This is a genomic window from Streptomyces spiroverticillatus, assembly GCA_014650415.1.
Classification (GTDB): Bacteria; Actinomycetota; Actinomycetes; order Streptomycetales; family Streptomycetaceae; genus Streptomyces; species Streptomyces spiroverticillatus.
In genome coordinates this window covers 225606-249549 of sequence record BMUX01000012.1, presented here as the reverse complement: position 1 = coordinate 249549, position 23944 = coordinate 225606, and the positions used below count along the sequence as shown (strand labels likewise).

Genomic DNA, 23944 nt, shown 5'->3' with positions numbered 1-23944 from the left:
TTGCCTCCCCGCGTCGTCAGAGCCCGCAGATCTCGCAGCCGAGTTCGGCGGCTTCTGCCCGCCAGGCCGGTTCGGGATCGACGAAGTACTGGACCTCGCCGCGCCGGTAGGCGTCGAGGTCGCGCTGGATGGCGGCGCAGCGGTCTCCGCCGGGCGGCGCGTCGGCGGCGGCTGCGGGGGCGAGCAGGAGGCCGCCCGCGAGCAGGGCGGTGGCGAAGGCTGCGGGGACGGTGCGGGGGCGGGACATGGCGGGTCCTTAGGGCGGTCGGCGGGGCCGACCGGATGCCGGTCGGTCCTCCTTCCAGTAGGCAGCGTGCGGGCGACTTTCGCACGCCGGAAGATGCGGCACGGGCCTTCTTTCCGGTTCGGGCACGGCACTTCCTTTCGGTTCAAACGACACGTACATTCGGGGCCTTGCTGATGGACCGTCAGGGGGTTGTGGCATGCCGATCGAGCCCGCGCTCGAGCAGTTTCTGGATCAGGTTCCGCAGTTGGACTGGTCGTTGGACCCGGTCTCCTTCCGCGAGCAGTCGGCGGCACGGCTCGCCCTGCTGCCGGTCACGACGCCGCTGCCGAAGGTCGAGGACGGTGTCATTCCGGGACCGGGCGGCGAGATCCCGGTGCGCTTCTACCACCCCTCTGCCGACCCGGATCTGCCCGTCACCGTCTTCTGCCACGGCGGCGGGTTCGTGATCGGTGACCTGGAGAGCCACGACGCGCTGTGCCGTACGACGGCGAAGGAGAGCGGCTCGATCGTCATGGCGGTCGACTACCGGCTCTCCCCCGAACACGCCTTCCCGGCCGCCCTGGAGGACGGGTTCGCCGCGTACGTGTGGGCGCGGGAGCACGCCCGGGAGTGGGGCGGCGACCCGTCGCGCATCGCCCTCGCCGGGGACAGCGCGGGGGCGTCGATCACGGCCGGGGTCTGCCTGATGGCCCGTGACCGGGGGGTTCCGCAGCCGGTGCTGCAACTGCTCTGGTACCCGGCGACCGGCCTGGACGAGACCCCCTCGCGCAAGCGCTTCGCCGACGCCGCGATGCTGGGGGCGCAGGCCATGGCGTTCTTCCACCGGCACCACTTCGGCGCGATCTCCCGCCGGGAAGCGGTGCCGTACGGTGCCGTGTCGCTCGCCGACGACCTTTCGGGGCTGGCTCCCGCGTACGTCCTGGTGGCGGGCAACGATCCCCTGCTGGACGAGGGCATCGCTTACGCCGGGCAACTGCGCGCGGCCGGGGTGCCCACGCAATTGGACGTCCAGGAGGAGATGGTCCACGGCTTCCTGAACTTCGCGGACCTCCTGCCGTCCTGCCGGGCGGCGGCCCAGCCGTCACTGACCGCCTTGCGCGAGGCGCTGCGGCATTAGGCTGGCCCGCATGGCTTCGGAGACGGGAACGGTACGGGTCGACAGCTGGGTCTGGTCGGTGCGGCTGGCGAAGACGCGGTCGGCAGCCGCTGCGGCCTGCCGGGCCGGGCACGTGCGCATCAACGGCGAGCGGGTCAAGCCCGCGCAGGCGGTGCGGATCGGCGACGAGGTACGGGTGCGGCAGGAGGGCTGGGAGCGCGTCGTCATCGTGTCCCAGCTGATCCGCAAGCGCGTGGGGGCCGCTCCGGCCGCCGAGGCGTACGTCGACAAGAGCGCGCCGCGCCCTCCGCGCGAGGTGATGGGCGCGGGCATCCGCGACCGCGGCACGGGCCGCCCGACCAAGCGCGACCGCCGCGAGTGGGAGCAGCTCCGCGGCGGGCTCTGAGCTGCGGGATGGCCCCGGGGCAGCGGCGTGGCCGGGTCGGGGAGGATGGGGGCATGTCCAAAGCCTCACGTTCCCGTCGTTCCCGTACGCAGTCCTCGCGTACGGAGCCTTCTCGCCCGGCCCGGCCCGCGCCCGCTCCGGCGCCTGCCCCGACCGACCCCGCCGTGCCCTGCCCGTGCGGGCGGGCGGAGTCCTACGGGGACTGCTGCGGCCGGTTTCACCGCGGGGACGCCTCCGCGCCCACCGCCGAGCGTCTGATGCGCTCCCGCTACTGCGCCTTCGTGGTCCTCGACGTGCCCTACCTCCTGCGGACCTGGCATCCGAGTGCCCGGCCGGCCGACCTGGACCTGGATCCCGCCGTGCGGTGGACCGGGCTGGACATTCTCCGCACTGAGGGCGGCAGCGCCTTCCACCAGGAGGGGGTCGTGGAGTTCCGTGCGCACTACGTCCACGAGGGCGAGGCCGACAGTCAGCACGAGGTGAGCCGGTTCGTACGGGTCGACGGGCAGTGGACGTACCTGGACGGTCAGAACAGCGGGAGCTGACCGGGGAACTCCGGCACCGCGTAGCCGTCCAGAGACGCTTGCACGGCCGAGCCGAGGGGTGCGGTGGTGCGCGAGCCGGGGCAGGAGATCAGCTCCGTGGTGCCTCGCGCCCCCGGCGGGTCGTGGCGGGCGAAGCGTGCGGCGACGACGGCGATCTCACGACGGCACACGGGGCAGACTCGGCGAGGAGAAGACACGTCGATCAGTGTGCCTCATGCGCCTGCGGCTTCCGGCTCCCCCTGCTCCACCTCCTCGGCAACGCCCGCCAGGGCCGCCACGAGGGCATCCGCTCCAGGCCGCGCAGCAGGCGGAGCCCGGTGTGCCGTGCGGGGCGGCGGGCCGTCGGACCCTCGCACGCCGGGCGCTGCGGGGCGCTCCCGGTGTCCTTGGACCGGGCCTCGTTGAGCGAGATCGCCAGGTTCAGCACGATCCAGTCGATCTCGTCGGGGTCGTCGGCCACCAGCAGCGTGCGTACGGCCTCGCGGGCGGCGGGGCTGCGCGGCTCGGCCGCGACGAGTCCGGCCCTCAGTGCGGCGAGCCGGTCCGCCTCGTGCGGGGCGTCCACCACGCGGGCGACCCGGTCCGGTGCCAGCAGTGAGCTGAAGATCGCGGCCTGCTCCCAGGGGTCCTCGGTCCTGGCCAGCAGTTGGCCGAGCCGTCGGCTGCGCCAGTTCCGTGGCCTGCGGTCCTCCCCGGCGGCGAGCGCGGCGCGCATGGTGTCCGGGTAGTGGCCGCGGAGCAGTTCGGGGTGGCGGGCGGCGAAGTCGGCCAGTTCCTCGACGAGGTAGAGCCAGACGACCGCCCGGTAGCGGTTGAGGTAGAAGCGGACGGGTTGCAGGTATCCGGCGCGGGCGAGTCCGGTGAAGCGGGCGCGGCCGATGTTCAGGAGTGTGGCGCCCTCGCTCGTTCCCGCCGTGCGCAGCCGTTCCCGGAGCGGGGTGGCCCGCAGGTCCAGCTCCAGGAGCCGGTCGACCTCTTCGCGGGCGACCCGGCGCCGTCCGCCGTCGAGGTCGGCGACGGTGCGGATGCGGCCGAGCTGCACCGCGAGGTCGAACTCGTGCTTCTTCAGGCCCAGTTCCTGGGCCGCGCGCACGGCGGTGACGGTCTCGTGCACCGCCCTGTTCACGTCTCTCGCGCCCCAGAGCTGCTCGCTCGCGGTCGGCACGGCGGCGTTCCGTACGACTGTGTTCTGTGCGACTGCGTTCTGTACGACCATGACGGTCCTCCCCGTGAGTTGTGAATTACTCTCGGTGACGACCGTAGCCCGGAAGGGCCGGATCGCGCTCGGCCTGTGGATAACTCTCAGGCCGAGCGCGTTCGTGCAGGTCAGTCAGATTCCCGGCTGGCGCGCATCCACCTTGAGATGTTCACCGACCCGGTTGACGAGCAGCGTCATCTCGTAGGCGACCTGCCCGAAGTCGGCCTCGGCGGCCCCCAGTACGCACAGACAGCTGCCTTCGCCCGCAGCGGTGACGAAGAGGATTCCGTCGTCGAACTCGATCATCGTCTGGCGCACCTTCCCGGCCCCGAAATGCCGCCCGGAGCCCTTCGCCAGGCTGTGCAGCCCCGAGGAGACCGCGGCGAGATGCTCCGCGTCGGGCCGTGCCAGCCCGGAACTCGCCCCGGTCACCAGTCCGTCATTGGACAGGACCAGTGCGTGCCGGATGTGCTGGATCCGGTTGGTCAGGTCGTCGAGCAGCCAGTCAAGTCCCTTGCTCAGTGCCATGTTTCGGCTCTCCCCGCTCGGTCGTTCCCCGTTTCCCGTTTTCCCCTGTTCTCCCGCAAGCCTTACCCACAGTCGCCGCAGCGGCAAGCAGATCGGGATCACCAAGCGGTGTACGGGAGGCGGGAGTTCCGGCAGGCGGAGGAAAATTCGGCGGTCGAAGGGGAGGAAGGGGAGGAAGGGGAGACGAAGTCAGCTCATCGCGTCGAGCATGCGCGCGGTGTGCACCCGGCCCGCGTACTCGACCAGCCGGATCAGCACCTCCTTGCCGGAGTCGCGGTCGCGGGCGTCGCACAGCACGACGGGGGTGCCTCGGTCGAGGTCGAGCGCACGGGAGACTTCGAGCGCCCCGTAGGTCTGGGTGCCGGCGAAGCAGTTGACCGCGACGACAAAGGGGATGCGGCGGTCCTCGAAGTAGTCCACCGCGAAGAAACTGTCGGCGAGTCTGCGGGTGTCGGCGATGACGACGGCGCCGAGCGCCCCTTGCGAGAGGTCGTCCCACAGGAACCAGAAGCGGTCCTGCCCCGGGGTGCCGAACAGGTAGAGGGAGAGCCCGGAGCGGATGGTGATGCGTCCGAAGTCCATGGCGACGGTGGTCGCCGCCTTGTGGTCGAGGCCGGCGGTGTCGTCCACCGACTCCCCGGCCTCACTGAGTATTTCCTCGGTGCGCAGCGGGCGTATCTCGCTCACCGAGCCGACCAGGGTGGTCTTGCCGACGCCGAATCCGCCCGCAACCAGTATTTTCAGCGCGAGCGGAGCGCTGTCCCCTTCGGCATCGGCTTCGGCCCGGACGTCCGTGGTGTCGGTGGCGTCGGGGAGGTCGGTGCTGTCCGGGCGGTCGCTGCGGTCGAGGGCCATGGGTGCTTCCTTCGGAGGTGGTCTGAGGTCGGGGCGACCCGCCCGGCAAGGGGGCGGTCGTCGGTGGCCTTCACAGGGCGCGCAGGGCGTCGATGACGTCCTGCAAGGGGAGTTCCGCGGGCAGGGCGGTGGGCCGGGCCGCTCCGCGCAGCTCCAACTGGCCCGCACTGATGAGGTCGTTGAGCAGGGTGCGTACGGCGCCGGTGGGCAGCCCCGCCGACGAGGCGAGGTCCGCGACGGTGTGCGTGCCGCTGCGGCACAGCGACAGCAGGGCCTGGTGCTCGCGGCCGAGGAGGGAGGCATCCGGTGCGCCGGCTCCGGGGGTGGCGGTGAGGTGGGCGACCAGGTCGAGGTCCTGGCGCACCGCGCCGGTGGCGGCGCGCACACCGGTGTTGGCGTAGGGGCGGACGAGGGGGCCCGCCTCGGCGTCGTACCACTGGTTGGCGCCTTCGGCTGCCCTCTGATGCTCGATCATCCGTGGGTCTCTCCGGCTCCGGCCTGGGTGCGGCGCGCTGCGCCCCGTGGGATGTGGACGGTAGTCCCGGGGCCATGGCTTCCCGGGGCTCGTTTCGAAAGGCGGCGCAATGTGGCTGCACGGTGTCCCAGGGGGATCATGTGGGTATGACGAATGACCACACGCGGGTTCATGACCACACGCAGGTGCAGGAGTTCTTCGGTTCCCGCGCCGCACGGTGGGACGAGCGCTTCCCCGACGACGGTCCCGCCTTCGAGGCCGCGATCGCCTCCCTGGGGCTGCGTGCGGGTTCGGTGGTGCTGGACGCCGGCTGCGGTACGGGGAGGGCGCTGCCGTACCTGCGACAGGCGGTGGGGTCCGCCGGGACGGTGCTGGGCGTCGACCTCACCCGGGAGATGCTGGCGGAGGCCGTCCGCAGGGGGCGTGACCGCGGCGCCCTGCTGGTGCGGGCCGATGTGGCACGGCTGCCGCTCGGCACGGGTGTGCTGGACGCGGTGTTCGGGTCGGGGCTCGTCTCGCACCTGCCCAGCCCCGGGGAGAACGTGCGCGAACTGGCCCGCACGGTGCGTCCCGGCGGCCTGCTCGCGCTGTTCCACCCGGTGGGCCGGGCCGCCCTCGCGGCGCACCAGAAGCGGCAGCTGACCGACGACGACCTGCGGGCCGAGCCACGGCTGCGGCCGCTCCTGGCGGCGTCCGGCTGGCGTCTTGTGTCGTACGTCGACGAGGACGACCGGTATCTGGCGCTGGCCGTCCGCGAGGGCTGAGCCGGGCCGCTACGGGGTGCGCCGGGTGTGCGCGGCTACGGGGTGCGCTGGTTGTGCGGCACGGGGCAGCCGCGCACGCCGGGCACGGGGAACGTGCCGAGGGCGGCGACCTCGTACCCGTTCGGATAGCCCTTGATCTCCGGGTTCTGGCGGGCGTAGTGCGGGGCGCTGCGCGGGGGCAGCAGGCGCACCGCCCGGCCCCGCAGCCGCAGTGCGCCCCGGACGGCGGCCCGGGCCGCCGGGTGCGGCCGTTCGTAGCGGAAGGCCCTCAGCAGCGGGTCGTCCAGGAGGGCGAGGCTGGCGCCCTTCGCGAGGGGTGCGAGGGGCCCGTACCAGGAGCCCATCAGGTCGAGCGTCGCATCGGAGACCTTGCGGGCGCCCTCGTCCCAGCCGAAGCGCTCGGCCTCGTAACTGTCGAGGCAGCGCTCGAAGTCCTCGTAGGTGCGCGGCAGTTCCCGGATGCCCAGGTGGGCGCCGAGGGTGCGGTAGTACGCCGCGGAGGCGCGCAGTTCGTGGTCGCTGAGCCTGCGCCAGCCGTAGGCGTCGATCCAGCGCTTGGGGGTGACGACGAACGTGCACAGGACGTAGCGCATGTCGTCGTTGCTGATGTCGTAGCTGCGGTGCATCCGGTTGATGCGCTGGATGGCGGTGCGGCCCTCGGCGCTGGTGAAGCCGTGTTCCACGACGGTGTCCAGCAGCAGTGCGGTGTCGTCGTAACGCTTTTGCGAGCGGTCGGTGAGTTCGGCGGTCTCGGCGAGGAGCCGTCCGATGGAGGGGACCGCGTAGGTGCGGTAGAGGGCCAGTTCCAGGGCCCGGGTGAAGTCCCAGGGGAATTCGTAGGTGGACATCAGGCGGTAGATCCGCAGGAAGTCCTGCTCCGGGTCGAGTCGCCGGATCTGCTGGAGCCGGTCGTAGCGCTTCACCACGTGTCGCCCTTCTGCCGGGTCGCCTCCGGCGGTCGGTCCAAGTCCGCGCCGCACCGTGCGACGCCCTGGTGCACACCATCGCGGACGGCGCGAGGCGGCTCAACTCTACGGCCACGGGGCACACTTGAAGCATCCGAGATCTACTGCTCACGGGGATGTGGTGCGGATGCTGAACAGAATCGCCCGGTTCTTCAAGTGGTCGCAGGAGCCCCGTCCGGCGAAGGAGTCGGCCCACCGGGCCCGGCGTCCGCACAACATCTTCGAGGCGGCCGCCGAGTACGTGGCGGCCTGTGTGGAGGACGACGAGCCGCGCAGCGACGAGGCCGCGGGCTGGGTGTCGCCCGAGGCGCTGTCGTTCGGGGTGACGGAGCTGGCGTGCCGGGCGGTGATCGCGCTCGCCCGGGAGCGCGACGAGGAGCCGCAGCGGGTGGCCCGCAGCCTGCTCGGGCTGCCTGCGGCCTGACCACGGGCCGCCCTCTGCCTGACCTCGGCAAAAGGCCGGAGCGAGAAGTGTCCGGCGGGTCTGCGGCGAATCGGCCGTCACCTCTCGACGCGCAGGTTACCCGCTGGTTAAGGTGCGCCGACGACCGAACGTCTGGGGAGGGTGCTGTGGCCGGGACGGAAGCTGCCGGGGAAGAGACCGCGCAGGAGGTGGCTGCTGCGCGGGAGGAGGCTGCCGGGGAGGACGAGCTGTTCGTCCTCACGGCGGTGCTGCTGACGCCCGCGCAGTTCCCGGCGGTGCTCGGCGACGACTTCCCCGAGGCATGCGGGGCGCTCGGCCTGGTGTCCGACGAGCGCGGCTACGGGCTGGTGCTGGGCCAGGACGGCACCGGGGCGCGCTGGACGGTGGTCGTGGACGATGTGTCGCTGGTGGCGGTGGCGATCGCGTCCTGGGACTGCGGCATGGAGTACGACCTGTCGCCGCCGGAGCGCTCGGTGGTGGCGGCGTTGCCCGGGTGGCCGCTCGCGCTCGCGGTCGCCGCTCCCGGTGTTCCGGAGCCGCACGATCCCGAGCTGCCGGACGACTCCCCCGACGGGCTGCTGTTGACGCCGCCGGACACCGAGCAGTGGGGGCCGGCCCAGCGGCGGCTGGGTGCGGACGAGATCGCCCGGCAGTGGGCGACCTGGCGCGACCAGCTGGACGAGCAGAGCGACTCAAAGACGTTCGAGGGCAGCGAGGGCGCGTTGCATCCGCAGGTGCGCCGGGTGATCGACGCGCTGCACGGGTACGTCGCAAATCCGCCGCCGGTCGGGCGGGTGCGCTCGGCGTTCGCCTCGGGCGAGGCGCGGACGCTGCGGGCCGACGGTCCGGGCTGGTCGTTCGTGGCCAGGACCGACGACATCGCGTTCCTGCTGCTGGACGACGAGCCCGGGGAGATCCTGCCGGTGGGGCGGGGCACGGAACTGCCGGGGCTGCTGGAGTCGCTGGACAAGCTGGCGGCACGGCCGTCCTGAGGCCGTGCCGCCGCTGCGGGCGGCCTGTCGTGGAGGTCAGACGCGTTCGAGGGGCTTGTGCGGGGCGGCGGGGAGTTCGACGGCGATGGTGTCGCCGGGGCGGACCACGCCGCCGGTGCGCACGACGCTCATGACTCCGGCCTTGCGGACGATGTTGCCCTCGGCGTCGCGGCCCACGACCCGCTTGAGCAGCCCGTCCTGGAAGGTGTCGATCTGGAGGCAGGGGTTGCGCAGGCCGGTGACCTCCACGACCGCCTGGTCGCCCAGCTTCAGCAGGGTGCCGGTGGGCAGGGCGAGGAGGTCGATGCCGCGGGTGGTGACGTTCTCGCCGAGCTGGCCGGGGGTCACGTCGAAGCCCGCTTCCCGTACCTCGTCGAAGAGTTCCCCGTGGATGAGGTGGACCTGGCGCAGGTTGGGCTGCGTGGGGTCCTGGGCGACGCGGGAACGGTGCTTGACCGTCTCCCCGCAGTGGACGTCGCCCTCGACGCCGAGCCCGGCGAGCAGGGTGATGCTGTCGCGGTTGGGCTTGGTGAACGTGTAGGTGCCGTTGCTGCTGACCGCCGTGACTGCCGCGCCCATGAGGGCCCCCTTCTCCGTACAGATGATCGATCGCGAGCCTATACGGGCGGCTGCGGGGGCTCGCCGGGGAGGCTTCGCCCCGGGGTGCGGGCGGCGTCGCGGCGGAGCTTCAGCGGCCCAGTTCCTTGCGGGTGATCCGCTGGAGCCTGCGGCGCTGGGTCTTGTCCAGCATCAGGTAGGCGGCGACGGGCACGCCCACCATGACCAGCAGCGCGGGCCAGAAACCGATGATCCAGATCAGGGCGATGCCGACGACGACACCGCCGGCCGCGACCTTCGAACTCTTCGACATCTTCGACGCCTCCTCCGCGGCTGTCGCCGCTCCTGCTTCTGAGAACGCAATGCGGGCCGGTGAGGTTCCCTCCGGCAGTGGTTCACCCGTTCGGGACGGCAGGCTTCTCCCTCAAGGGTGCGCCCACTTCGTGCATGTGGCCCAGGGCCTGCCGGTACGAGTCGAGCAGTCCGGTCTCGGTGTACGGGACGCCGACCGCCCGGCAGTGGTCGCGCACCAGGGGCTGGGCGAGCCGCAGGTGGGGGCGCGGCATGTTCGGGAAGAGGTGGTGCTCGATCTGGTAGTTCAGGCCGCCGAGGAACCAGTCGGTGACGGGGCCGCCGCGGACGTTGCGCGAGGTGAGGACCTGGCGGCGCAGATGTCCCCAGCGTTCGCCGTCGGGGTCGGGCATCTCCATGCCCTTGTGGTTGGGGGCGAAGGCCATGCCGAGCTGGAGGCCGAACAGGGCGTGGTGCAGGAGGGCGAAGGCGAGCGCCGTCAGCGGTGACATGGCGGTCAGCAGCAGCGTCGCGTAGAGGGCGAGGTGGACGACCAGCAGGGCGCCTTCGGTGCGGCGCTCGCGCCGGTCCTGGCGGCGCAGGTCCTGGAACCCGTACACCTTCAGGGCGATACCTTCGAGCAGCAGCATGGGGAAGAACAGCCGGGCCTGGTTACGGGTGAGCCAGCGGGCGAAACCCTCGCGTCCTGCGGCCTGTTGCTGCGTCCACACCAGGGCGCCGACGCCGACGTCCGGGTCCTTGTCGACGTGGTTGGGGTTGGCGTGGTGCTTCTCGTGCTTGGAGTTCCACCACGACTGACTCATACCGAGGAGCAGGTTGGCGTGCATGAGCGAGATCCAGCGGCTCGTGCGGCGGCTGCTGGATATCTGCGCGTGCCCCGCGTCGTGGGCGAGGTAGGCGGTGCGCGTCCACACCAAGGAGAACGGGACGGCCAGCAGGAGCACCCACCCGGTGTGTCCCAGCAGGATCACCCCGGTGACCACGGCGGCGAGCGAGCACAGATTCACGGCCGCGCGGGCGGTGTACCAGCCGTGGCGGCGCTCCAGCAGCCCCTGTCCTCTGACCGTGCGCAACAGTGGTGCGAAATCGCTTCCGGGGGTGGTGCCGGCAGGGTGCACCGGCGCAGCGTCGACGGCCTGAGGCATGTGGGGGCTCCGGTCTGTGGAGGCGCGCACCGCGTCTGCGGCGCGCGTCTCCCGGGAACGCTACGGAGCACGTCCTGTCCCGGCCATGGCGTCACCCCCCGGAGCCGGTGGGGGGCCAGCACCCGTGACACCGAGGGGTGGGGTGCACCCCGTCCTGGCACCGGGGCCGGTGTCAGGGGAAGAGGGATTCCAGGTCCGAGGGGATGTCGGTGGGGAGGTCGTCGAAGATGCCCGTGGGGAAGTCGCTCGGCAGTTCCGTGGGGAATCCGGAGGGAAGCTTCGTCGGGAGGCTGGTGGGAAACTCCGTCGGAAGGTTGAAGGTCGGCTTCGGTGCGGGGCTGGTGGTCGTGGGCGTGACCGGCTTCTTCGAGTCGTCGCCCCCGGTCACGACGAGGACGACGGCCACGACGGCGGCGATCGCCAGGAGGGCGGCGAGGACGAGCACCAGGGAGCGCCGGCCGCCGCCGGATCCGCCGGGCGGTCCTGCGGGCCCGTCCGGCGGCGGTCCCTCGGGGGGCCAACCGTGGCCGCCGCCGACGGACGGCGGGCCGTAGCCGCCGGGCGGTGCGTCGTACGGCGGGCCCTGGGGCGGCCCCTCGGGGGGTCCTGGAGGCGTTCCTGGGGGTGGTCCTTGCGGAGGGCCCTGCGGGGGGCCTTGAGGAGGGCCGAAGCCTCCTCCGGGCGGCTGGTGCGGTGGTACGGGCGGCGTGGCCATACCCTCCAGGGTCGGCCGTACGGGGACAACTCGCGAGCCCTGTGCCGAAGTTGCGGCCCAGCCCGTGGCGGACCGCAACATTCCGGATGCTGTGGGGGCGCGTGCACCTGGACGGCCTCCCCTGCGACCTGTACGAAGGGTCCGACCCGTCCCGCCCCGGAAGTGGAGCAGCTCAGCGATGACCGATCCCCGCGTGGTGACCGTACGGCCTCAAGAGGGCGAGTACGCCTGGACGTTCGGCGGGGCCGCGCCCGTGGCGCGGATCGCACCGGGCACGGTGCTCGATCTGTACACCGAGGACTGCTTCGCGGGGCGGGTGCGCTCCGAGAAGGACCTGGTGTCGCAGGTGTGCGAGTTCCCGTTCCTGAATCCGCAGACGGGGCCCTTCTACGTGGAGGGCGCCGAGCCCGGCGACACCGTGGCGGTGCACTTCGTGTCGATCGAGCCGGCCCGCGACTGGGCGGCGTCGACGACGGTGCCGTTGTTCGGGGCGCTGACCTCGACGCACACCACGGCCTCCCTGCAAGCACCACTGCCGGAGGTGGTGTGGATGTGGGAGCTGGATCGCGCAAGGCGCACCTGTCTGTTCCGGGCGCGGGACAGCGACATCGAGGTGGAGCTGCCGATGGACCCGACGCACGGCACCGTGGGGGTGGCCCCGGCGAACCTGGAGGTGCGCTCGGCGCTGGTGCCCGACGCGCACGGCGGCAACATGGACACCCCGGAGATGCGGGCCGGTGTCACCTGCTACCTCGGCGTCAACGTGGAGGGGGCGCTGCTCAGCCTGGGCGACGGGCACGCCCGGCAGGGCGAGGGCGAGACCTGTGGCGTGGCGGTGGAGTGCGCGATGAACACGGTGGTGGTCGTGGAGCTGCTCAAGGGGGTGGCGACGCCGTGGCCTCGGCTGGAGTCGGACACGCATCTGCTGTCGACGGGGTCCGCGCGCCCTCTGGAGGACGCGTTCCGGATCTCGCAACTGGATCTGGTGCAGTGGCTGGCGCGCGACTACGGGCTGTCCGAGCTGGACGCGTACCAGTTGGTCAGCCAGGCCGGTGAGGCGCCGCTGGCGAACGTCTGCGACACGAACTACACGTGCGTGGCCAAGATCCGCAAGGAGTGGCTGCCGTCCGGGGACCCGCACCGGGGGCTGCACCGGCACCTGCGGGAGGTGGCCGGGACGCTCGGTGGTCTCGTCTAGTCCACGTCGCCGGTTGGCCGTGCGCTCCCCTCCCGTGCCAGTATCCGCAGCATGGACACCGAGAAGAGCCTGGCTGCGCTGGAACTGGCCGTACAGCGGCTGCGGGAGGCGGAGGTCGCGCTGAACGCGGCCCGCGCGGACGTCGAGACCGAGGCCGTGGCGGCCGCGCAGGCCGGGCAGGACCTGGACGAGGTGACCGCCCTCTCGGGGATCCCCACGGGCGATCTGCGGACGCTGAGCGCCCAGCTCGGCGAGATCCCGCCCCGGTAGGCGCGCGGTCGTGGAGGAGTTCGAACTGCTCGACCCCTGGTCGATCGAGATGCTCGCGCCGATCGTGGTGGCGGGCGAGGGACCGATGGCCTGTCCCGGCTGCGAGGCGGTCACCGGGTTCTCCGCCGGGGGCAGGTGGGGGGACGTGGTGCGGATGCGGTGCCGGTGCGGGTACGACTGGCTGCCGTTCGAGGACGATCCGGAGCTGAGCCGCGAGCTGATGAAGGAACTGATCATCGCCGCGCAGTCGGAGGGCTAGCCGGGCCCGCACCGGGGTTGCCGCTGCCGGGATGCTTGCCGCCCTCCCCCGGCGGGACGACGATGGGGCTTTCGGTGCCCGAGGGGCCCGCTGCCGTCCGAAGTCTTCGCCGGGGAGGACGAGTTGACCGACGCTTGGGTGGCTCTGGAACCGGGCGCCGATCCCGATGAGCGGCTCGGCCTGCTGCGCCGGGCGCACGAGACGTTCACCTCGGCGGGCCGGGTGGAGCGCCCGGTGCGCCCGGTGGTGGCCGCTTCCTGGCGGCGTTCCGCACGGGCCCGGGTGAGCCCCGACGGCACCGCGCCCGTGGAGCTGGCGAACGACGACCTGGACGCGTACCGCGACAGCCACCCCCTGGCGCGGGCGATGCCGCTGTTCCGGGAACTGATGGGTGCGTACGCCCACGACGGGGAGCACCTGGTCGCCGTGTGCGACGCGTTCGGGCGGATGTTGTGGGTGGAGGGCGACGCGCGGTCGCTGCGGCGGGCGGGGCGGATGAACTTCGTACCGGGTGCCCGGTGGGCGGAGTCGTCGGTGGGCACGAACGCACCGGGGACGGCGCTCGCGCTGGACCGCCCTGTGCAGGTGTTCGCGGCGGAGCACTTCCTGCGGCCCGTGCACCCGTGGACCTGCGCGGCGGCCCCGCTGCACGACCCGTACACCGGGCGGCTGCTGGGCGCCGTCGACATCACCGGCGGCGACAGCCTCGCCCACCCGCACAGCCTGGCGTTCGTGCAGGCGGTGGCACGGGCAGCCGAATCGCATCTGGCACTGTCCGGGCCCGCCCCGCGCGCGGACGACGACACCGCGCTGCTGTACGCCCTCGGGCGGGACGAAGCACTGCTGGTGGCGGGCGGCTCCAAGGTGCGCCTGAGCAGGCGGCACAGCGAGATCCTGGTGCTGCTCTCCCGCCACCCCGAGGGGCTGTCCGGCGACCGGCTGCTGTGCGAGTTGTACGAGGACGAGTCGGTGACACCGGTGACGCTGCGCGCGGAACTCTCCCGGCTGCGGCGACTCTTGGGACCCGACCTGCTGTGCTCGCGCCCCTACCGGCTGACGGTGCCGGTGGAGGCGGACTTCACCGTGGTGGCCCGGCGGCTGGGCTCCGGTGCGGTGGCCGCCGCGATGGGCGCGTACGCGGGCCCGCTGCTGCCGGGGTCGCAGGCCCCCGCCGTCGTACGGCTGCGCGGCAGGCTGGAGGGCGAGTTGCGGGCGGCGCTGGTGGCGCGGGCGGACCCGGGGCTGCTGTCGGACTGGGTGCACAGCCCGTGGGGCGAGGACGACGTGGCGGTGTGGCAGGCGCTGGCGGAGGTGACCTCCGTACGGCAGCACCCTTCTGTGCACGCACGCGTACGCGCACTGGAGGCCGAACTGCGTGCACCGGCGCCGGTGCACGGGACGCCATCACCGGCGCCGGTGCGCGCGAACCCATCACCGGCGCCGGCGTCCGCGACGCCCCCTGCAACGGTGTTGCAACGTCCGCCCGCCTAGCGTCCCTGCCGGTGCCGTCCAACGGCGGGCGGCACCGCCCGAAGGAGGCCGTGCCATGACCCGATACTCCGCCCCCGGCAGCGACGGCGCGATCATGTCGTACCAGAGCCGCTACGACCACTGGATCGGCGGCGAGTACGTCGCCCCGGTGCGCGGCGGCTACTTCGAGAACCCGAGCCCGGTGAACGGTCTCCCCTTCACCGCGGTGGCACGCGGCACCGCCGAGGACGTCGAACTCGCCCTGGACGCCGCGCACGCCGCGGCCCCCGGCTGGGGACGCACCGCACCCGGCGAGCGCGCGAACGTACTCCTGAAGATCGCCGACCGGATGGAGGCGCACCTGGAGGAGCTGGCGGTCGCGGAGAGCTGGGAGAACGGCAAGCCGGTCCGCGAGACCCTGGCCGCCGACATCCCCCTGGCCATCGACCACTTCCGGTACTTCGCGGGCGCCCTGCGCGGCCAGGAGGGCTCTCTCAGCGAGCTGGACGACGAAACGGTCGCGTACCACTTCCACGAGCCGCTGGGCGTCGTCGGCCAGATCATCCCGTGGAACTTCCCCATCCTGATGGCGACCTGGAAACTGGCGCCGGCGCTGGCGGCAGGAAACGCCGTCGTCCTCAAGCCCGCCGAGCAGACGCCCGCCTCCATCCACTACTGGATGAGCCTGATCGCCGACCTGCTGCCGCCGGGCGTGGTGAACATCGTCAACGGCTTCGGCGTGGAGGCGGGCAAGCCTCTCGCGTCCAGCCCGCGGGTCGCGAAGATCGCGTTCACCGGAGAGACCACGACGGGGCGGCTGATCATGCAGTACGCCTCGGAGAACATCAAGCCGGTCACCCTGGAACTCGGCGGGAAGAGCCCGAACATCTTCTTCGACGACGTCTGGAGCGCGGACGACGACTTCCGCGACAAGGCGCTCGAAGGGTTCACCATGTTCGCCCTCAACCAGGGCGAGGTGTGCACCTGTCCCTCGCGTGCACTCATCCAGCGCGGGCACTACAGCGAGTTCCTCGAAGCCGCCATCGCCCGCACCGAACTCATCAAGCCGGGCCACCCCCTGGACACGGACACGATGATCGGGGCGCAGGCCTCCAACGACCAGCTCCAGAAGATCCTGTCCTACCTGGACATCGGCCAGCAGGAGGGCGCAAAAATCCTGACGGGCGGTCAGCGCATCGAGCACGGCGGCGAGTTGGAGGGCGGCTACTACGTGCAGCCCACCATCTTCGAGGGCGACAACCGGATGCGGGTCTTCCAGGAGGAGATCTTCGGCCCGGTCGTCGCCGTCACCTCCTTCACCGACTTCGACGACGCGATGAAGACCGCCAACGACACCCTGTACGGGCTCGGGGCGGGCGTGTGGACCCGCGACATGAACACCGCCTACCGGGCGGGCCGCACCATCCAGGCGGGCCGCGTCTGGACCAACTGCTACCACGCCTACCCGGCACACGCCGCCTTCGGCGGCTACAAGCAGTCCGGCATCGGCCGCGAGACGCACAAGATGATGCTGGACCACTACCAGCAGACGAAGAACCTTCTGGTTTCCTACAGCCCCAAGAAGCTCGGGTTCTTCTAGAGCTTCGCCTCGGTTGCCCGGACGGCGCGTTGCGCTCCGGGCAACCTCATCCGTGCGCCTCTTGGTGATTCCGCGGTGGCCGTACCGCGCGGATCCACGCCACGCCGGTGAAGTTCTTGGCCTTGATCTCGATCTCGACGCGCTGGAAGCCCTGGGCGGACAGTCCTGCGTACCCGTGGGCGACGAGGTCGTGGTAGAGCGCGTCCGAGAAGGCGGCCACCAGGTGGGTGGAGCCGGTCTCGGCGAGGGTCCGGCGGACGGCGTCGGAGTCGAGGACACGGAAGAGGAGGATCACCGCGTTGCCCGCGTACCCGCTGTCCGCTTCGTGGACGATGCCCTGGTGCAGGCCCGCGCGCATGCGTACGTCCTCGGTGGCCGCGTGCGCGTTCGCCTCGGCCAGTGCGCCGGCCAGGCCTGCCAGCAGGGCGGGTACGACCCGGGATTCGTCGATGCCCGGTTCCAGGACCAGGAGGTAGCCGTCGCCCTGGGCCTGCCGTCCGCAACGGTGCCAGTCCACACCGGCACGTCGGCAGGCCGTCCGCAGTGTGTGCAGCAGCACGCGTTGCAGGCGGATCATGTCCGCGGTGTCGCGCGCGCTGTACTTCTCTATGTCCACGGCGAGGCACAGCCTGCGGAGCCCCGGTGGCAGCTCTTCGCGCGCCGGCTCCCCGGCGGTCTCGTCGGCTTCGTCGTCCTCGTGGCGTGCCAGCGCCCAGGTGCCCGGCAGCATGCCGTCCTCGGTGATTCCGGTCGTCGACCGCCAGGCGTCCTCGGCCGGGATCCAAAATCGCGTCCCGGTCACCGCCTGTGCTTCGCGGCGCCGCAGGAGACCGCCGAGCACCGGCTGCACGGTCACCACGCTCAGGTCCAGTTGCCCGGAGACGGCGTCCGAGGTGGCCGGGAGGCGTACGACGGTCTGGGCCCAGCGGCCGTCGGGCCGGAGGATTCCGCCGCGACCGGGGGCCCGGAAGGTCCAGCGCAGCCGGTTCTGGCCGAGCCCGAACGCGGAGATCTCCGCGCCGTCAGCCGTGGTCGTGGCCGCTGCCGGGTACAGGGACCGTGCGTACGCCTCGTCCTCGAACCGGACGGTGAGGGTGGCCTCCTGGTAGCCGAGAGCCTCCGCCGGCTCCTCCAGGTCGAAGGGGAAGCAGAGGAGTACGTCGTGGTGCGCGTCCGTGGCCGTATGGGAGAGGGAGTACGCGAGTGGGCGTCCCAGCGAGGCGCCGCCCAGCCTGTCGGCCGGGGCCTCGCCCCCCTTGGGCACCGCTCCGTCGACGGCGAGCAGGTCCACAGCGGCCAGTACGTCCGGGAAGGCGGTGTCCTCCGAGTCTGCGGCAGTCATGATCCTGGCTTCCCCTTCCAGCTTCCGGTCCGTCAGCCGCCCGGTTCCCACAGTCGTGCGGCATCCCGCAGTTCGTTCAGCGACAGGACGGTCACCCGGCTGTAGCCGACCTCGATGACTCCCCGTTCCGCGAGTTCGCCTAGCACGTGGTGCACCCTCCGCTCCCTCGCACCCACCAGTCCCGCGACCTCGGCCTGGGTGAGGCGCGGCCCGGTCAGCGCACCGCCGCGTCGCGGCTGTCCGTAGTCCTCGACGAGGTCGACCAGGACCCGGGCCACCCGGATGGCCACCGGGCTGCCGCCGAAGTCGGCCCTGCGCCGCACCGACCAGCGGTTCTTGCGCACGAGCATGCGGCTGACGGCCATCGCGGCGGCGGGGTGCCCGTCGAGGCAGCCGAGGAAGTCCCGCTGTCCGATGCGCCGTGCGACGACCTTGCCCGCGGCGGTGACCGTGGCGGATCTCGGTCTGTCGTCGAACGCCGCGAACTCCCCCACCAGGTCACCGCCGAGGCGTACGGCGAGGAGGGCGGTGTCCCCGTTCTCCATGAGGGCGGTGACCTTGGTGACGCCGCTCATCAGCAGCAGTACGAAGGTCTCGACCCGCCCTTCGGCGAGCAGGATCTCCCCCTGGTCGTACGTGTGCGGTGTCCCCAGGCAGAGCAGGGACTTCGTGGCCGCCGGGGAGACGGAGAGCTCGGCCAGGAAGGTGCCGTGCGGCCAGCGGGCGGCGGATTCCGGCCCCGTGGTGGACCTGTGTGACGGCACGACAGCACCTCCCGCACGGGCCTCTGCGTACCTCTCCGGCACTCGCGTACTTGTCAGCATATCCACCGGCGTGTCACCAACCACCCTTTCTTCCCTGGGTAGTTGACCGGCCGCGTGCCGACGAGGGTGGCACCGCCTGCGCGTGCACGGTCCGTACCCGGTAGTGGAACTCGTCCCCCGCCACGGGCTGTTGGTCCCGGACGCCGTCCCAGACCTCCGTGAGCAGCGCCTCCAGGGCGGAGTCCCCCGCGCGCACGGAGCGCTCGAAGTCCGTGCGCGAGGCCAGCCCGCCGAGGTCCATCTGCCGGTCGCCGACGAGGACGTGGATGGTCTCCCGGCACGGTCCCTGCTCGGGTACGTCGGACGGCCAGTACACCTTCACCCCGGGGGTTGTACGGCTGCTGCCGTGTTCGGCGTCCCGGGGTTCGAGCCGGTAGCCGCTCGGTTGGTCGTTGGTGATCAGGGCGGTGCGGCCGCTCAGTCCCACACCGACGACCCAGAAGTGGAGCGGTGCGTCGGAGGTGTTCGTCACGGTCACCCAGTAGCGGTCGCCGTCGTACAGGAACTCCCCCTCCGGGGCGAGCGGTCGCCTGGCGCCGTCGCCGGTCGCGTGCTCCCGCTCGACGAGGATCTCCGGTACGGAGTGCAGCAGGGCCGATCCCTCGGGGGTGCGCAACTGCCGCACGCGGTCTCCTCGGGCCAATTCCTCCAGCAGGGTGATCGTCGGGGACGGGTCGGCCGGGTTCACCGGCGACGGTGCCCGCCAGGGCCGGCCCTCCGGGTTCCGTACTTCGTACCTTCCGTCGCGGACCCGGACGGTGGCGAACACCTCCCGTTCCTCTTCGGTGCAGGTCAGCCGTGGGCAGCGTGCGATCCCTTCGCGCAGTGCGTCCGCGAAGGGGCCCTCGGCGTCGACGGCCACGCGCCTGCGGTCGTGGACCCGTACCGGCAACGCGTAGGAGCCCGGCGGCAGCAGGGCGGTGCGCAGTTCGCCCGCCGTGACCGGTGGGCGGTCGACGTCCGTCCGGTCGCAGGTGGCCTCCTCCGGCCGGGGGCTGAGCAGGGCGTCGCCCGCACTCAGCCCGTACACCGTCGCCGGGACACGGATCTCCGCTGCCAAAGGCCCTGGTTCGGCCTCCGTCGTCTCGCCCGGGTCGCCACCGGGGAGGACCATGCTGACGGTGTCGCACTCCCCGAGGCCGAACACGGCACCGCCGGGTACGAGGAACCGGCCGTCCCTGCGCGTCAGCGGCAGCCGCTCGGGCTCGGCCGGCTCCTCCGTGGTGAAGGGCAGCCGCCCCCAGGGTCCCCCGGCGTCGGGCCACTGGCGTATCTGCTGCTGGGCGATGCGGTCGCGGATCCGGGACATCAGCACCGACCACGGCACCCGTGCGCTGTGCCGCTGGGCGAGGAGGTCCGCCAGGGCCGCCGTGAACACCCCCTGGCGGCCCGATCCCGGGCGCAGTTCGGCCTCGTACGCAAAATCGTGCTGCTGGCAGGCCACCAGGCGTACGACACCGGGAACCAGAGGGTCGCCGGGGACGGTGAGTCCGGACGCCCGGACGAGCGCTGCGTCGTGTGCGACACGGGGCAGTCCGACGGATTTCAGTGTCCGGCGCGCCGGGGTCTGCGCCCCTTCCCGGACTGTCCCTGCGGAGTGGCAGCAGTCCAGGATCACGGTGATGTTGGTGGTCTTGAGGGCGAGCCGTCGGACGGCGGCGGTGAGTTCCTCCGCGAGGAGTCCGCGGAAGTCCGTCGGGGTGCTGGACTCCATGTCGACGGGCACCAGGTACTGCAGCCGGCCGAGGAGGGCGCCGTGCCCCGAGTAATAGACGACCACGGGGTCGTCCTGCTGTGTGGCAGCGTCGAGGAGGTCCAGGCCCTCCTTGATGCCCGCGTAGTCGGCCTGGTCCTCCGTGCGGGTCCGTACGTCCGTGAAGCCGTGCTCCCTCAGCACTGTCCGCATGAGGTGCACGTCCCGGTGCACTCCGGTCAGGCCGTAGGTCTGGGCGCCGATCAGCAGCGCTCGTGATGTCACTCAAACCCCCACGTGGATGAAGGGCGCCCAGTGGTACGGGTGCCGGTCCTCGGCATGCACCTGGGCGAGCGGCTCGCTGTCCCTGGCCGCTTCCCAGCTCCGGTCTCGCCGGGCCGGCCCCGGACGGACACCGGCGTGCTCCGCCAGGGCCCGGAATTCCTGCCGCCGCTCGGGCCCGGAGAGCTCGCGTACCTCGCGCTGGGCACGGGCCAGTGCCGTACCGACGGAGATCGTGCCGGCGTGGACGAGCTGCCGGTACGTCCTGGTGATCACGAGGCATCCGGTGCTGTCGCTCACCGGCCAGAGGGAGACCACGGCATGGCGTGCCCCGGTGATCAGCGCGGCCCTGGTGAGCCCCAGGACGTCGCCGCCCGCCGTGGCGGTGCCGCGCCCGGTGTCGCAGGCCGACAGCATCAGCAGTTGCGGGGCGTGCGCCGCGACCAGCAGGTCTGCCAGGCCGAGGAAGTCATGACCGGCGAGCTTCAACCTGCTGCGGTTCGGGGCCAGTTCGTCGACGAAGCCGTGGGTGGCCAGATGCAGCACCGAGCAGCCCGGTGCCGCTGCGAGGAGGGCGCCGCGGTGTGCTGCGGCTCCTGTGAGCAGGCGGTGGCGGGGCAGCAGCCGGGCGATCTCCACCGCTTCCGCCGCCGTGCCCGGCAGCTCCGCGAGGCCGTGACTCGGGTCGCTCGCGGGGTCGCCCACCAGGAGGGCGGAGAGTTCCGCCCAGGGCCGGTCCGGGGGCCGGTTCCGGTTGCGGGCCAGGAGGGTGGCCGAAGGAAGGTAGGAGACGTCATGGGTGGCGGCGAGTACGTCGCCGTCCCAGGGCAGTGCGTGGAAGGGCAGCAGGGAGAGCGAGGCGGGAGGGACGACGATCACCTTGTGGTGGTTGGCCAGTTGGGCGGCGGCAGGCCGCAGCAGCACCTCGCTCAGCCACCTGCCGTCCTGCTCCGCGCCCCTGCGGCCACCCGTGGCGCACCAGTCGCGAAAGCGCCTCGCGGCGGCCACCACGCGGTGCTGCCAGCAGTTGAGGCGCTCGGCACGGAGCGTTCCGTGCGTCATCGCCCACCCGATCAGGTCGTCGTCGTAGAGGTGGTACGAGAGGAGCAGCACGCCGGGAGGCAGTGCCTCGGCCACCGCGGCCGCGTCCGGCAGGGACCCGGTGACGGAGGCACCCAGCGCTGCGGGCACCTTCCTGCGGACTTCCGCCTCGGCGGTGTTCAGTGCCCTTCCCACCTCGTCGATACGGGCCTGTCGGGGAGCGCTGTGCGGCCCGGCGGCCGGGCCCTTTGCCGTCTCGCTGCGGAGGGCTGCCGCCTGTTCCTCGTACTCGGCCGACCAGCGTGTCTCGGCCGCGAGCCAGTTCGTCACGGTCTCCTGGGCCGCAGCGTCACTGCCTGCGGCATCCCGGGCTCCCACGGTCCCCAGGAAGCCGACGCGTCCACGCTCGGCTGCGGCGAAGGAGTCGGCTGCGGCGGAGTCCCCGCCCCTGGCGAGGGAGGAGAGCACTGCCGCGTGGTGGAGACCGGCCACCACCGGGTCGTCGGCGAAGGAGGCCCGCAAGGCGTCCCTGGCGAGACGTACGGAATGGGCCTGGTAGGCCTCAAGGCCCTGGTGTGCCTGGTGCACGGCCTCGTCGTGGGCACCTCGGGCCAGGGCGAGTTCGGCCCTGATCGCGGGCAGCTCCCAGGGATGGTCCGGGTCCGGGCCGCGTCGGCCGATCGTACGAGCGTGTTCCGCCGCGCGGTCGGGGTGGCGCAGTCGTAGCCAGAGTCCGGCCGCCTGGATCGCGGACAGGTGCGGCTCGACCGCCTGTGCCTCCGCTTCGGCGGCCTTCCCTTCCCGCAGGTCGGCGAGGGTCGCGCAGCGCAGGACTGCCCGCAGGACCTCGTCGGGGATCGAGTCGGCCTGCGCCAGAGCTTGCCGCGCGAGCTGCTCTGCCTCTTGCTCCAGTCCGGCCGAACGGGCCCGGCGGGACCGGAAGAAGGTCTCCTGGGCCGTGCAGGAGACGAGGTCGGCGCGGAGCATGCCGAGGAGGGCATGCAGCTCTTCGGCAGCGATCGTCAGCTTCGTGCCCACGCCGATCGCGAGCTCGATGCGCGAGCGGGAGGCGGCCATCATGTCCGGGTCGCGCAGGGCGCACGCCTGCTGGTGGAAGACCTCCGCACACTGGATGACACCGAGGGAGTCGGCCAGGCCGGGCTCCCGGCCCTGCCGGGACGTGTTCCGCAGGCGGGCCAGTCGGTCCTGCAGTTCCAGGTCGGTGAGGACGATGCCGGAGAGCCGGTGACGGGCGCGCAGCAAGGGCGCCGTTTCGGACGTAACGGCGGGGTTGTCCGCTGCCGCACCGCCGGAAGCGGTTCCGTCTTCTTGCGGGGAGAGCCGTCGGGCCAGTTGTGAAGCGCGGCTGCTGAGGACGACTTCGCCTTGGTCGCTCCAGAACTCCGAGCGTTGCAGCACCAGTTCGCGCAGTCCGCGCAGCCACGACGCGCTGCCGACGGTCTGCGCCCAGTGCACGACCTGCTCCGGGCCCTCGCCGCTCTCGTCCTCGCCCGCCGCGATCCCATCGAGCATCCGGTGGACGCGCAGCAGCGCGACGCATGCCCCGTCGCCCGCCGCGACGGCCAGTTCATGAGCACGGTCGACGGTGGCGCGGCAGGCGGCGGCGTCGTTGTTCAGACGCTGTACGTGGGCGAGCCGCAGCAGCGCTGCAGCCTGGCCGCGCCGGGATCCCGCCTGCCGGTACAGCGATTCAGCCTGCGTGTACTGATGGGCGGCACGGGCCAGTGCGCGCCGTGGGGGCGCCTCGGCCACGGCAGTGCACTGCTCCGCCGCACCGGGCGCACCCAGCCACCAGTCGCCGGTGAGGAGGGCCGCCAGGCCTGCCGTGGCCGGGCTGGCGGTGGCGGTGGCGTACCGCAGGCTCTGGTCCAGCAGGAGCTCAGCGCCCGGCCTGTGGCCCGCCCGGACCCGGAGGTCTGCGGCGAGCAGCCGATGACACGCCGCGGCATCGCGGTGGCCCGATGCGGCGACCTTCTCGTACAGCTCGTCGAACCAGTGCAGCGCTGCGCGCCGTGCCTGCGGCAGGTCCTCGTCCGATCCGTGGGGCGGCAGCACCCCGTACCGTGCGGACTGCTCCCGGGCCGCTGCCACGCGCAGGACGTGTCCGAGCGTCGTCCGGGCGGAGAGCAGGACGGGGATGTGCTGTCCCGCGAGGTGCGCGCACAGACGCAGCCGGTCGTCCGGGAGGGAGGTGAGGGACTCCTCGACACCACGATGGGCGGCGAGCGCTTCCGGACGCAGGGGTACGAGAGAGCAACCGGGCTGCCAGTTGACGTCCATCGCCGAGGCTGCGGCCTCCAGGGCACGCGCGAGCGGGTCTTCCTCGTGCCCCCGGGAGGGCGCCGGCCCCGCATCCGGCCCGAGCCCGTTCAACAGGGCCAGTGCACGCCGGGGTTCACCTGCCGCCAGCGCCGCCGCGGGGCCGAGCCACCTGGCAGGCGACGCGCCCCCGGGCCCGTTCGACTGCGGAGTCGGCACCGTACCCGGATCGACGGCCCGCTGCTCGATGAGCAGCAGTGCGGTGAGTCTTTGCGCCGTCTCGTCCGGCGCGGGGTGGTCCTTGTCGTTGTCGGCACGGCGTCCGCTGCCTGCTCCGTGACTGGGCACGACCATGGCTTCCCCTTTTCCTGGTGCACATCCTGAATACCGGAAACCGCATTCGCCAAACCCGCAGTACGACCGAGTTGTTGTCGGTACGTCAGCGGCACGCTTCAGGTCC

Annotated in this window: 26 protein-coding genes; 11 read left to right on the top strand and 15 right to left on the bottom strand. The window is 72.1% G+C overall.

What is annotated here, in order from left to right:
• Window positions 1–16: 16 nt before the first annotated feature.
• A complete protein-coding gene (locus tag IE269_RS29015) occupies window positions 17–247 on the bottom strand; it encodes a hypothetical protein (protein WP_189826138.1) in 231 nt (76 codons plus the stop codon).
• A 196-nt stretch (window positions 248–443) separates the two neighbouring features.
• On the opposite strand from IE269_RS29015, the gene IE269_RS29010 reads away from it, so the two are divergent.
• The 3 genes from IE269_RS29010 to IE269_RS29000 are packed head-to-tail and all read left to right on the top strand — an operon-like array spanning window position 444 to window position 2294.
• Entirely contained in the window at window positions 444–1364 is a 921-nt protein-coding gene (locus IE269_RS29010) for an alpha/beta hydrolase (RefSeq protein WP_189826137.1), read from the top strand.
• A 10-nt stretch (window positions 1365–1374) separates the two neighbouring features.
• On the top strand, window positions 1375–1749 hold the full coding sequence (locus IE269_RS29005) for an RNA-binding S4 domain-containing protein (RefSeq protein ID WP_189826136.1): 375 nt from the start codon (window positions 1375–1377) through the stop codon (window positions 1747–1749).
• Window positions 1750–1802: 53 nt separating this feature from the next.
• Window positions 1803–2294 carry a YchJ family protein gene (locus IE269_RS29000; RefSeq protein ID WP_189826135.1) on the top strand — a complete coding sequence of 164 codons (492 nt, stop codon included), beginning with the start codon at window positions 1803–1805 and terminating at the stop codon, window positions 2292–2294.
• Here IE269_RS29000 and IE269_RS28995 read toward each other — a convergent pair.
• From IE269_RS28995 to IE269_RS28975, 5 genes are all read right to left on the bottom strand, one after another.
• Window positions 2276–2491, bottom strand: a complete 216-nt coding sequence (locus IE269_RS28995) for a hypothetical protein (protein WP_189826134.1) — start codon at window positions 2489–2491, stop codon at window positions 2276–2278. The genes IE269_RS29000 and IE269_RS28995 overlap by 19 nt on opposite strands.
• Before the next feature lie 5 nt (window positions 2492–2496).
• Window positions 2497–3510, bottom strand: a complete 1014-nt coding sequence (locus IE269_RS28990) for a DUF6397 family protein (RefSeq protein ID WP_189826133.1) — start codon at window positions 3508–3510, stop codon at window positions 2497–2499.
• 114 nt (window positions 3511–3624) lie between these two features.
• Window positions 3625–4020, bottom strand: a complete 396-nt coding sequence (locus IE269_RS28985; protein WP_189826132.1) for a roadblock/LC7 domain-containing protein — start codon at window positions 4018–4020, stop codon at window positions 3625–3627.
• A 189-nt stretch (window positions 4021–4209) separates the two neighbouring features.
• On the bottom strand, window positions 4210–4875 hold the full coding sequence (locus IE269_RS28980) for a GTP-binding protein (RefSeq protein ID WP_189826131.1): 666 nt from the start codon (window positions 4873–4875) through the stop codon (window positions 4210–4212).
• A 70-nt stretch (window positions 4876–4945) separates the two neighbouring features.
• Window positions 4946–5350 carry a DUF742 domain-containing protein gene (locus IE269_RS28975; protein WP_189826130.1) on the bottom strand — a complete coding sequence of 135 codons (405 nt, stop codon included), beginning with the start codon at window positions 5348–5350 and terminating at the stop codon, window positions 4946–4948.
• A 146-nt stretch (window positions 5351–5496) separates the two neighbouring features.
• On the opposite strand from IE269_RS28975, the gene IE269_RS28970 reads away from it, so the two are divergent.
• The gene (locus IE269_RS28970; RefSeq protein ID WP_189826129.1) at window positions 5497–6114 is read left to right on the top strand and encodes a class I SAM-dependent methyltransferase; all 618 of its coding nucleotides are present in this window, start codon (window positions 5497–5499) and stop codon (window positions 6112–6114) included.
• Between the two features lie 35 nt (window positions 6115–6149).
• Here the strand turns inward: IE269_RS28970 and IE269_RS28965 are convergent, their stop codons facing one another.
• A complete protein-coding gene (locus tag IE269_RS28965) occupies window positions 6150–7040 on the bottom strand; it encodes an oxygenase MpaB family protein (protein ID WP_189826128.1) in 891 nt (296 codons plus the stop codon).
• 166 nt (window positions 7041–7206) lie between these two features.
• On the opposite strand from IE269_RS28965, the gene IE269_RS28960 reads away from it, so the two are divergent.
• Both IE269_RS28960 and IE269_RS28955 read left to right on the top strand, forming a co-directional pair.
• Window positions 7207–7503 (top strand): hypothetical protein, encoded by a 297-nt coding sequence (locus IE269_RS28960; protein ID WP_189826127.1) that lies wholly within the window; start codon window positions 7207–7209, stop codon window positions 7501–7503.
• Between the two features lie 146 nt (window positions 7504–7649).
• Complete coding sequence (locus IE269_RS28955) at window positions 7650–8495, top strand: hypothetical protein (RefSeq protein ID WP_438817644.1); 846 nt, start codon at window positions 7650–7652, stop codon at window positions 8493–8495.
• Window positions 8496–8531: 36 nt separating this feature from the next.
• Here IE269_RS28955 and IE269_RS28950 read toward each other — a convergent pair whose 3' ends face one another.
• The 4 genes from IE269_RS28950 to IE269_RS43340 form a co-directional block, all read right to left on the bottom strand.
• The gene (locus IE269_RS28950; protein ID WP_189826126.1) at window positions 8532–9074 is read right to left on the bottom strand and encodes an MOSC domain-containing protein; all 543 of its coding nucleotides are present in this window, start codon (window positions 9072–9074) and stop codon (window positions 8532–8534) included.
• 109 nt (window positions 9075–9183) lie between these two features.
• Window positions 9184–9366: a hypothetical protein gene (locus IE269_RS28945; RefSeq protein WP_189826125.1), complete on the bottom strand. Its 183-nt coding sequence runs from the start codon at window positions 9364–9366 to the stop codon at window positions 9184–9186.
• Between the two features lie 82 nt (window positions 9367–9448).
• The gene (locus IE269_RS28940; RefSeq protein ID WP_189826124.1) at window positions 9449–10510 is read right to left on the bottom strand and encodes an acyl-CoA desaturase; all 1062 of its coding nucleotides are present in this window, start codon (window positions 10508–10510) and stop codon (window positions 9449–9451) included.
• A gap of 172 nt (window positions 10511–10682) precedes the next feature.
• Window positions 10683–10955: a hypothetical protein gene (locus IE269_RS43340; RefSeq protein ID WP_229898330.1), complete on the bottom strand. Its 273-nt coding sequence runs from the start codon at window positions 10953–10955 to the stop codon at window positions 10683–10685.
• A gap of 448 nt (window positions 10956–11403) precedes the next feature.
• Here IE269_RS43340 and IE269_RS28930 point away from each other — a divergent pair, with 448 nt between their 5' ends.
• From IE269_RS28930 to adh, 5 genes are all read left to right on the top strand, one after another.
• Window positions 11404–12423, top strand: coding sequence for an acetamidase/formamidase family protein (locus IE269_RS28930; protein WP_189826122.1), 1020 nt, complete (start codon window positions 11404–11406; stop codon window positions 12421–12423).
• 51 nt (window positions 12424–12474) lie between these two features.
• Window positions 12475–12693, top strand: a complete 219-nt coding sequence (locus IE269_RS28925) for a hypothetical protein (RefSeq protein WP_189826121.1) — start codon at window positions 12475–12477, stop codon at window positions 12691–12693.
• Between the two features lie 10 nt (window positions 12694–12703).
• Window positions 12704–12952, top strand: a complete 249-nt coding sequence (locus IE269_RS28920; protein ID WP_189826120.1) for a hypothetical protein — start codon at window positions 12704–12706, stop codon at window positions 12950–12952.
• Window positions 12953–13075: 123 nt separating this feature from the next.
• Window positions 13076–14443 carry a helix-turn-helix domain-containing protein gene (locus IE269_RS28915; RefSeq protein WP_189826119.1) on the top strand — a complete coding sequence of 456 codons (1368 nt, stop codon included), beginning with the start codon at window positions 13076–13078 and terminating at the stop codon, window positions 14441–14443.
• 55 nt (window positions 14444–14498) lie between these two features.
• Window positions 14499–16022: an aldehyde dehydrogenase gene (gene adh / locus IE269_RS28910; protein ID WP_189826118.1), complete on the top strand. Its 1524-nt coding sequence runs from the start codon at window positions 14499–14501 to the stop codon at window positions 16020–16022.
• 46 nt (window positions 16023–16068) lie between these two features.
• On the opposite strand, the gene IE269_RS28905 is transcribed toward adh, so the two are convergent.
• From IE269_RS28905 to IE269_RS28890, 4 genes are all read right to left on the bottom strand, one after another.
• Window positions 16069–17364 (bottom strand): hypothetical protein, encoded by a 1296-nt coding sequence (locus IE269_RS28905; protein WP_189826117.1) that lies wholly within the window; start codon window positions 17362–17364, stop codon window positions 16069–16071.
• 32 nt (window positions 17365–17396) lie between these two features.
• Window positions 17397–18128, bottom strand: coding sequence for a Crp/Fnr family transcriptional regulator (locus tag IE269_RS28900; RefSeq protein WP_189826116.1), 732 nt, complete (start codon window positions 18126–18128; stop codon window positions 17397–17399).
• A 73-nt stretch (window positions 18129–18201) separates the two neighbouring features.
• Window positions 18202–20166, bottom strand: coding sequence for a caspase family protein (locus IE269_RS28895; protein ID WP_189826115.1), 1965 nt, complete (start codon window positions 20164–20166; stop codon window positions 18202–18204).
• Window positions 20167–23838 carry a CHAT domain-containing protein gene (locus IE269_RS28890; RefSeq protein WP_189826114.1) on the bottom strand — a complete coding sequence of 1224 codons (3672 nt, stop codon included), beginning with the start codon at window positions 23836–23838 and terminating at the stop codon, window positions 20167–20169.
• Window positions 23839–23944: the final 106 nt, after the last annotated feature.

What these genes read in the sequence shown, in the direction of transcription:
- IE269_RS29015 (WP_189826138.1), bottom strand. Translation starts at nt 247, where the DNA reads ATGTCCCGCCCCCGCACCGTCCCCGCAGCCTTCGCCACCGCCCTGCTC.
- IE269_RS29010 (WP_189826137.1), top strand. Translation starts at nt 444, where the DNA reads ATGCCGATCGAGCCCGCGCTCGAGCAGTTTCTGGATCAGGTTCCGCAG.
- IE269_RS29005 (WP_189826136.1), top strand. Translation starts at nt 1,375, where the DNA reads ATGGCTTCGGAGACGGGAACGGTACGGGTCGACAGCTGGGTCTGGTCG.
- IE269_RS29000 (WP_189826135.1), top strand. Translation starts at nt 1,803, where the DNA reads ATGTCCAAAGCCTCACGTTCCCGTCGTTCCCGTACGCAGTCCTCGCGT.
- IE269_RS28990 (WP_189826133.1), bottom strand. Translation starts at nt 3,510, where the DNA reads ATGGTCGTACAGAACGCAGTCGCACAGAACACAGTCGTACGGAACGCC.
- IE269_RS28985 (WP_189826132.1), bottom strand. Translation starts at nt 4,020, where the DNA reads ATGGCACTGAGCAAGGGACTTGACTGGCTGCTCGACGACCTGACCAAC.
- IE269_RS28980 (WP_189826131.1), bottom strand. Translation starts at nt 4,875, where the DNA reads ATGGCCCTCGACCGCAGCGACCGCCCGGACAGCACCGACCTCCCCGAC.
- IE269_RS28975 (WP_189826130.1), bottom strand. Translation starts at nt 5,350, where the DNA reads ATGATCGAGCATCAGAGGGCAGCCGAAGGCGCCAACCAGTGGTACGAC.
- IE269_RS28970 (WP_189826129.1), top strand. Translation starts at nt 5,497, where the DNA reads ATGACGAATGACCACACGCGGGTTCATGACCACACGCAGGTGCAGGAG.
- IE269_RS28960 (WP_189826127.1), top strand. Translation starts at nt 7,207, where the DNA reads ATGCTGAACAGAATCGCCCGGTTCTTCAAGTGGTCGCAGGAGCCCCGT.
- IE269_RS28950 (WP_189826126.1), bottom strand. Translation starts at nt 9,074, where the DNA reads ATGGGCGCGGCAGTCACGGCGGTCAGCAGCAACGGCACCTACACGTTC.
- IE269_RS28945 (WP_189826125.1), bottom strand. Translation starts at nt 9,366, where the DNA reads ATGTCGAAGAGTTCGAAGGTCGCGGCCGGCGGTGTCGTCGTCGGCATC.
- IE269_RS28940 (WP_189826124.1), bottom strand. Translation starts at nt 10,510, where the DNA reads ATGCCTCAGGCCGTCGACGCTGCGCCGGTGCACCCTGCCGGCACCACC.
- IE269_RS28930 (WP_189826122.1), top strand. Translation starts at nt 11,404, where the DNA reads ATGACCGATCCCCGCGTGGTGACCGTACGGCCTCAAGAGGGCGAGTAC.
- IE269_RS28925 (WP_189826121.1), top strand. Translation starts at nt 12,475, where the DNA reads ATGGACACCGAGAAGAGCCTGGCTGCGCTGGAACTGGCCGTACAGCGG.
- adh (WP_189826118.1), top strand. Translation starts at nt 14,499, where the DNA reads ATGACCCGATACTCCGCCCCCGGCAGCGACGGCGCGATCATGTCGTAC.
- IE269_RS28905 (WP_189826117.1), bottom strand. Translation starts at nt 17,364, where the DNA reads ATGACTGCCGCAGACTCGGAGGACACCGCCTTCCCGGACGTACTGGCC.
- IE269_RS28890 (WP_189826114.1), bottom strand. Translation starts at nt 23,838, where the DNA reads ATGGTCGTGCCCAGTCACGGAGCAGGCAGCGGACGCCGTGCCGACAAC.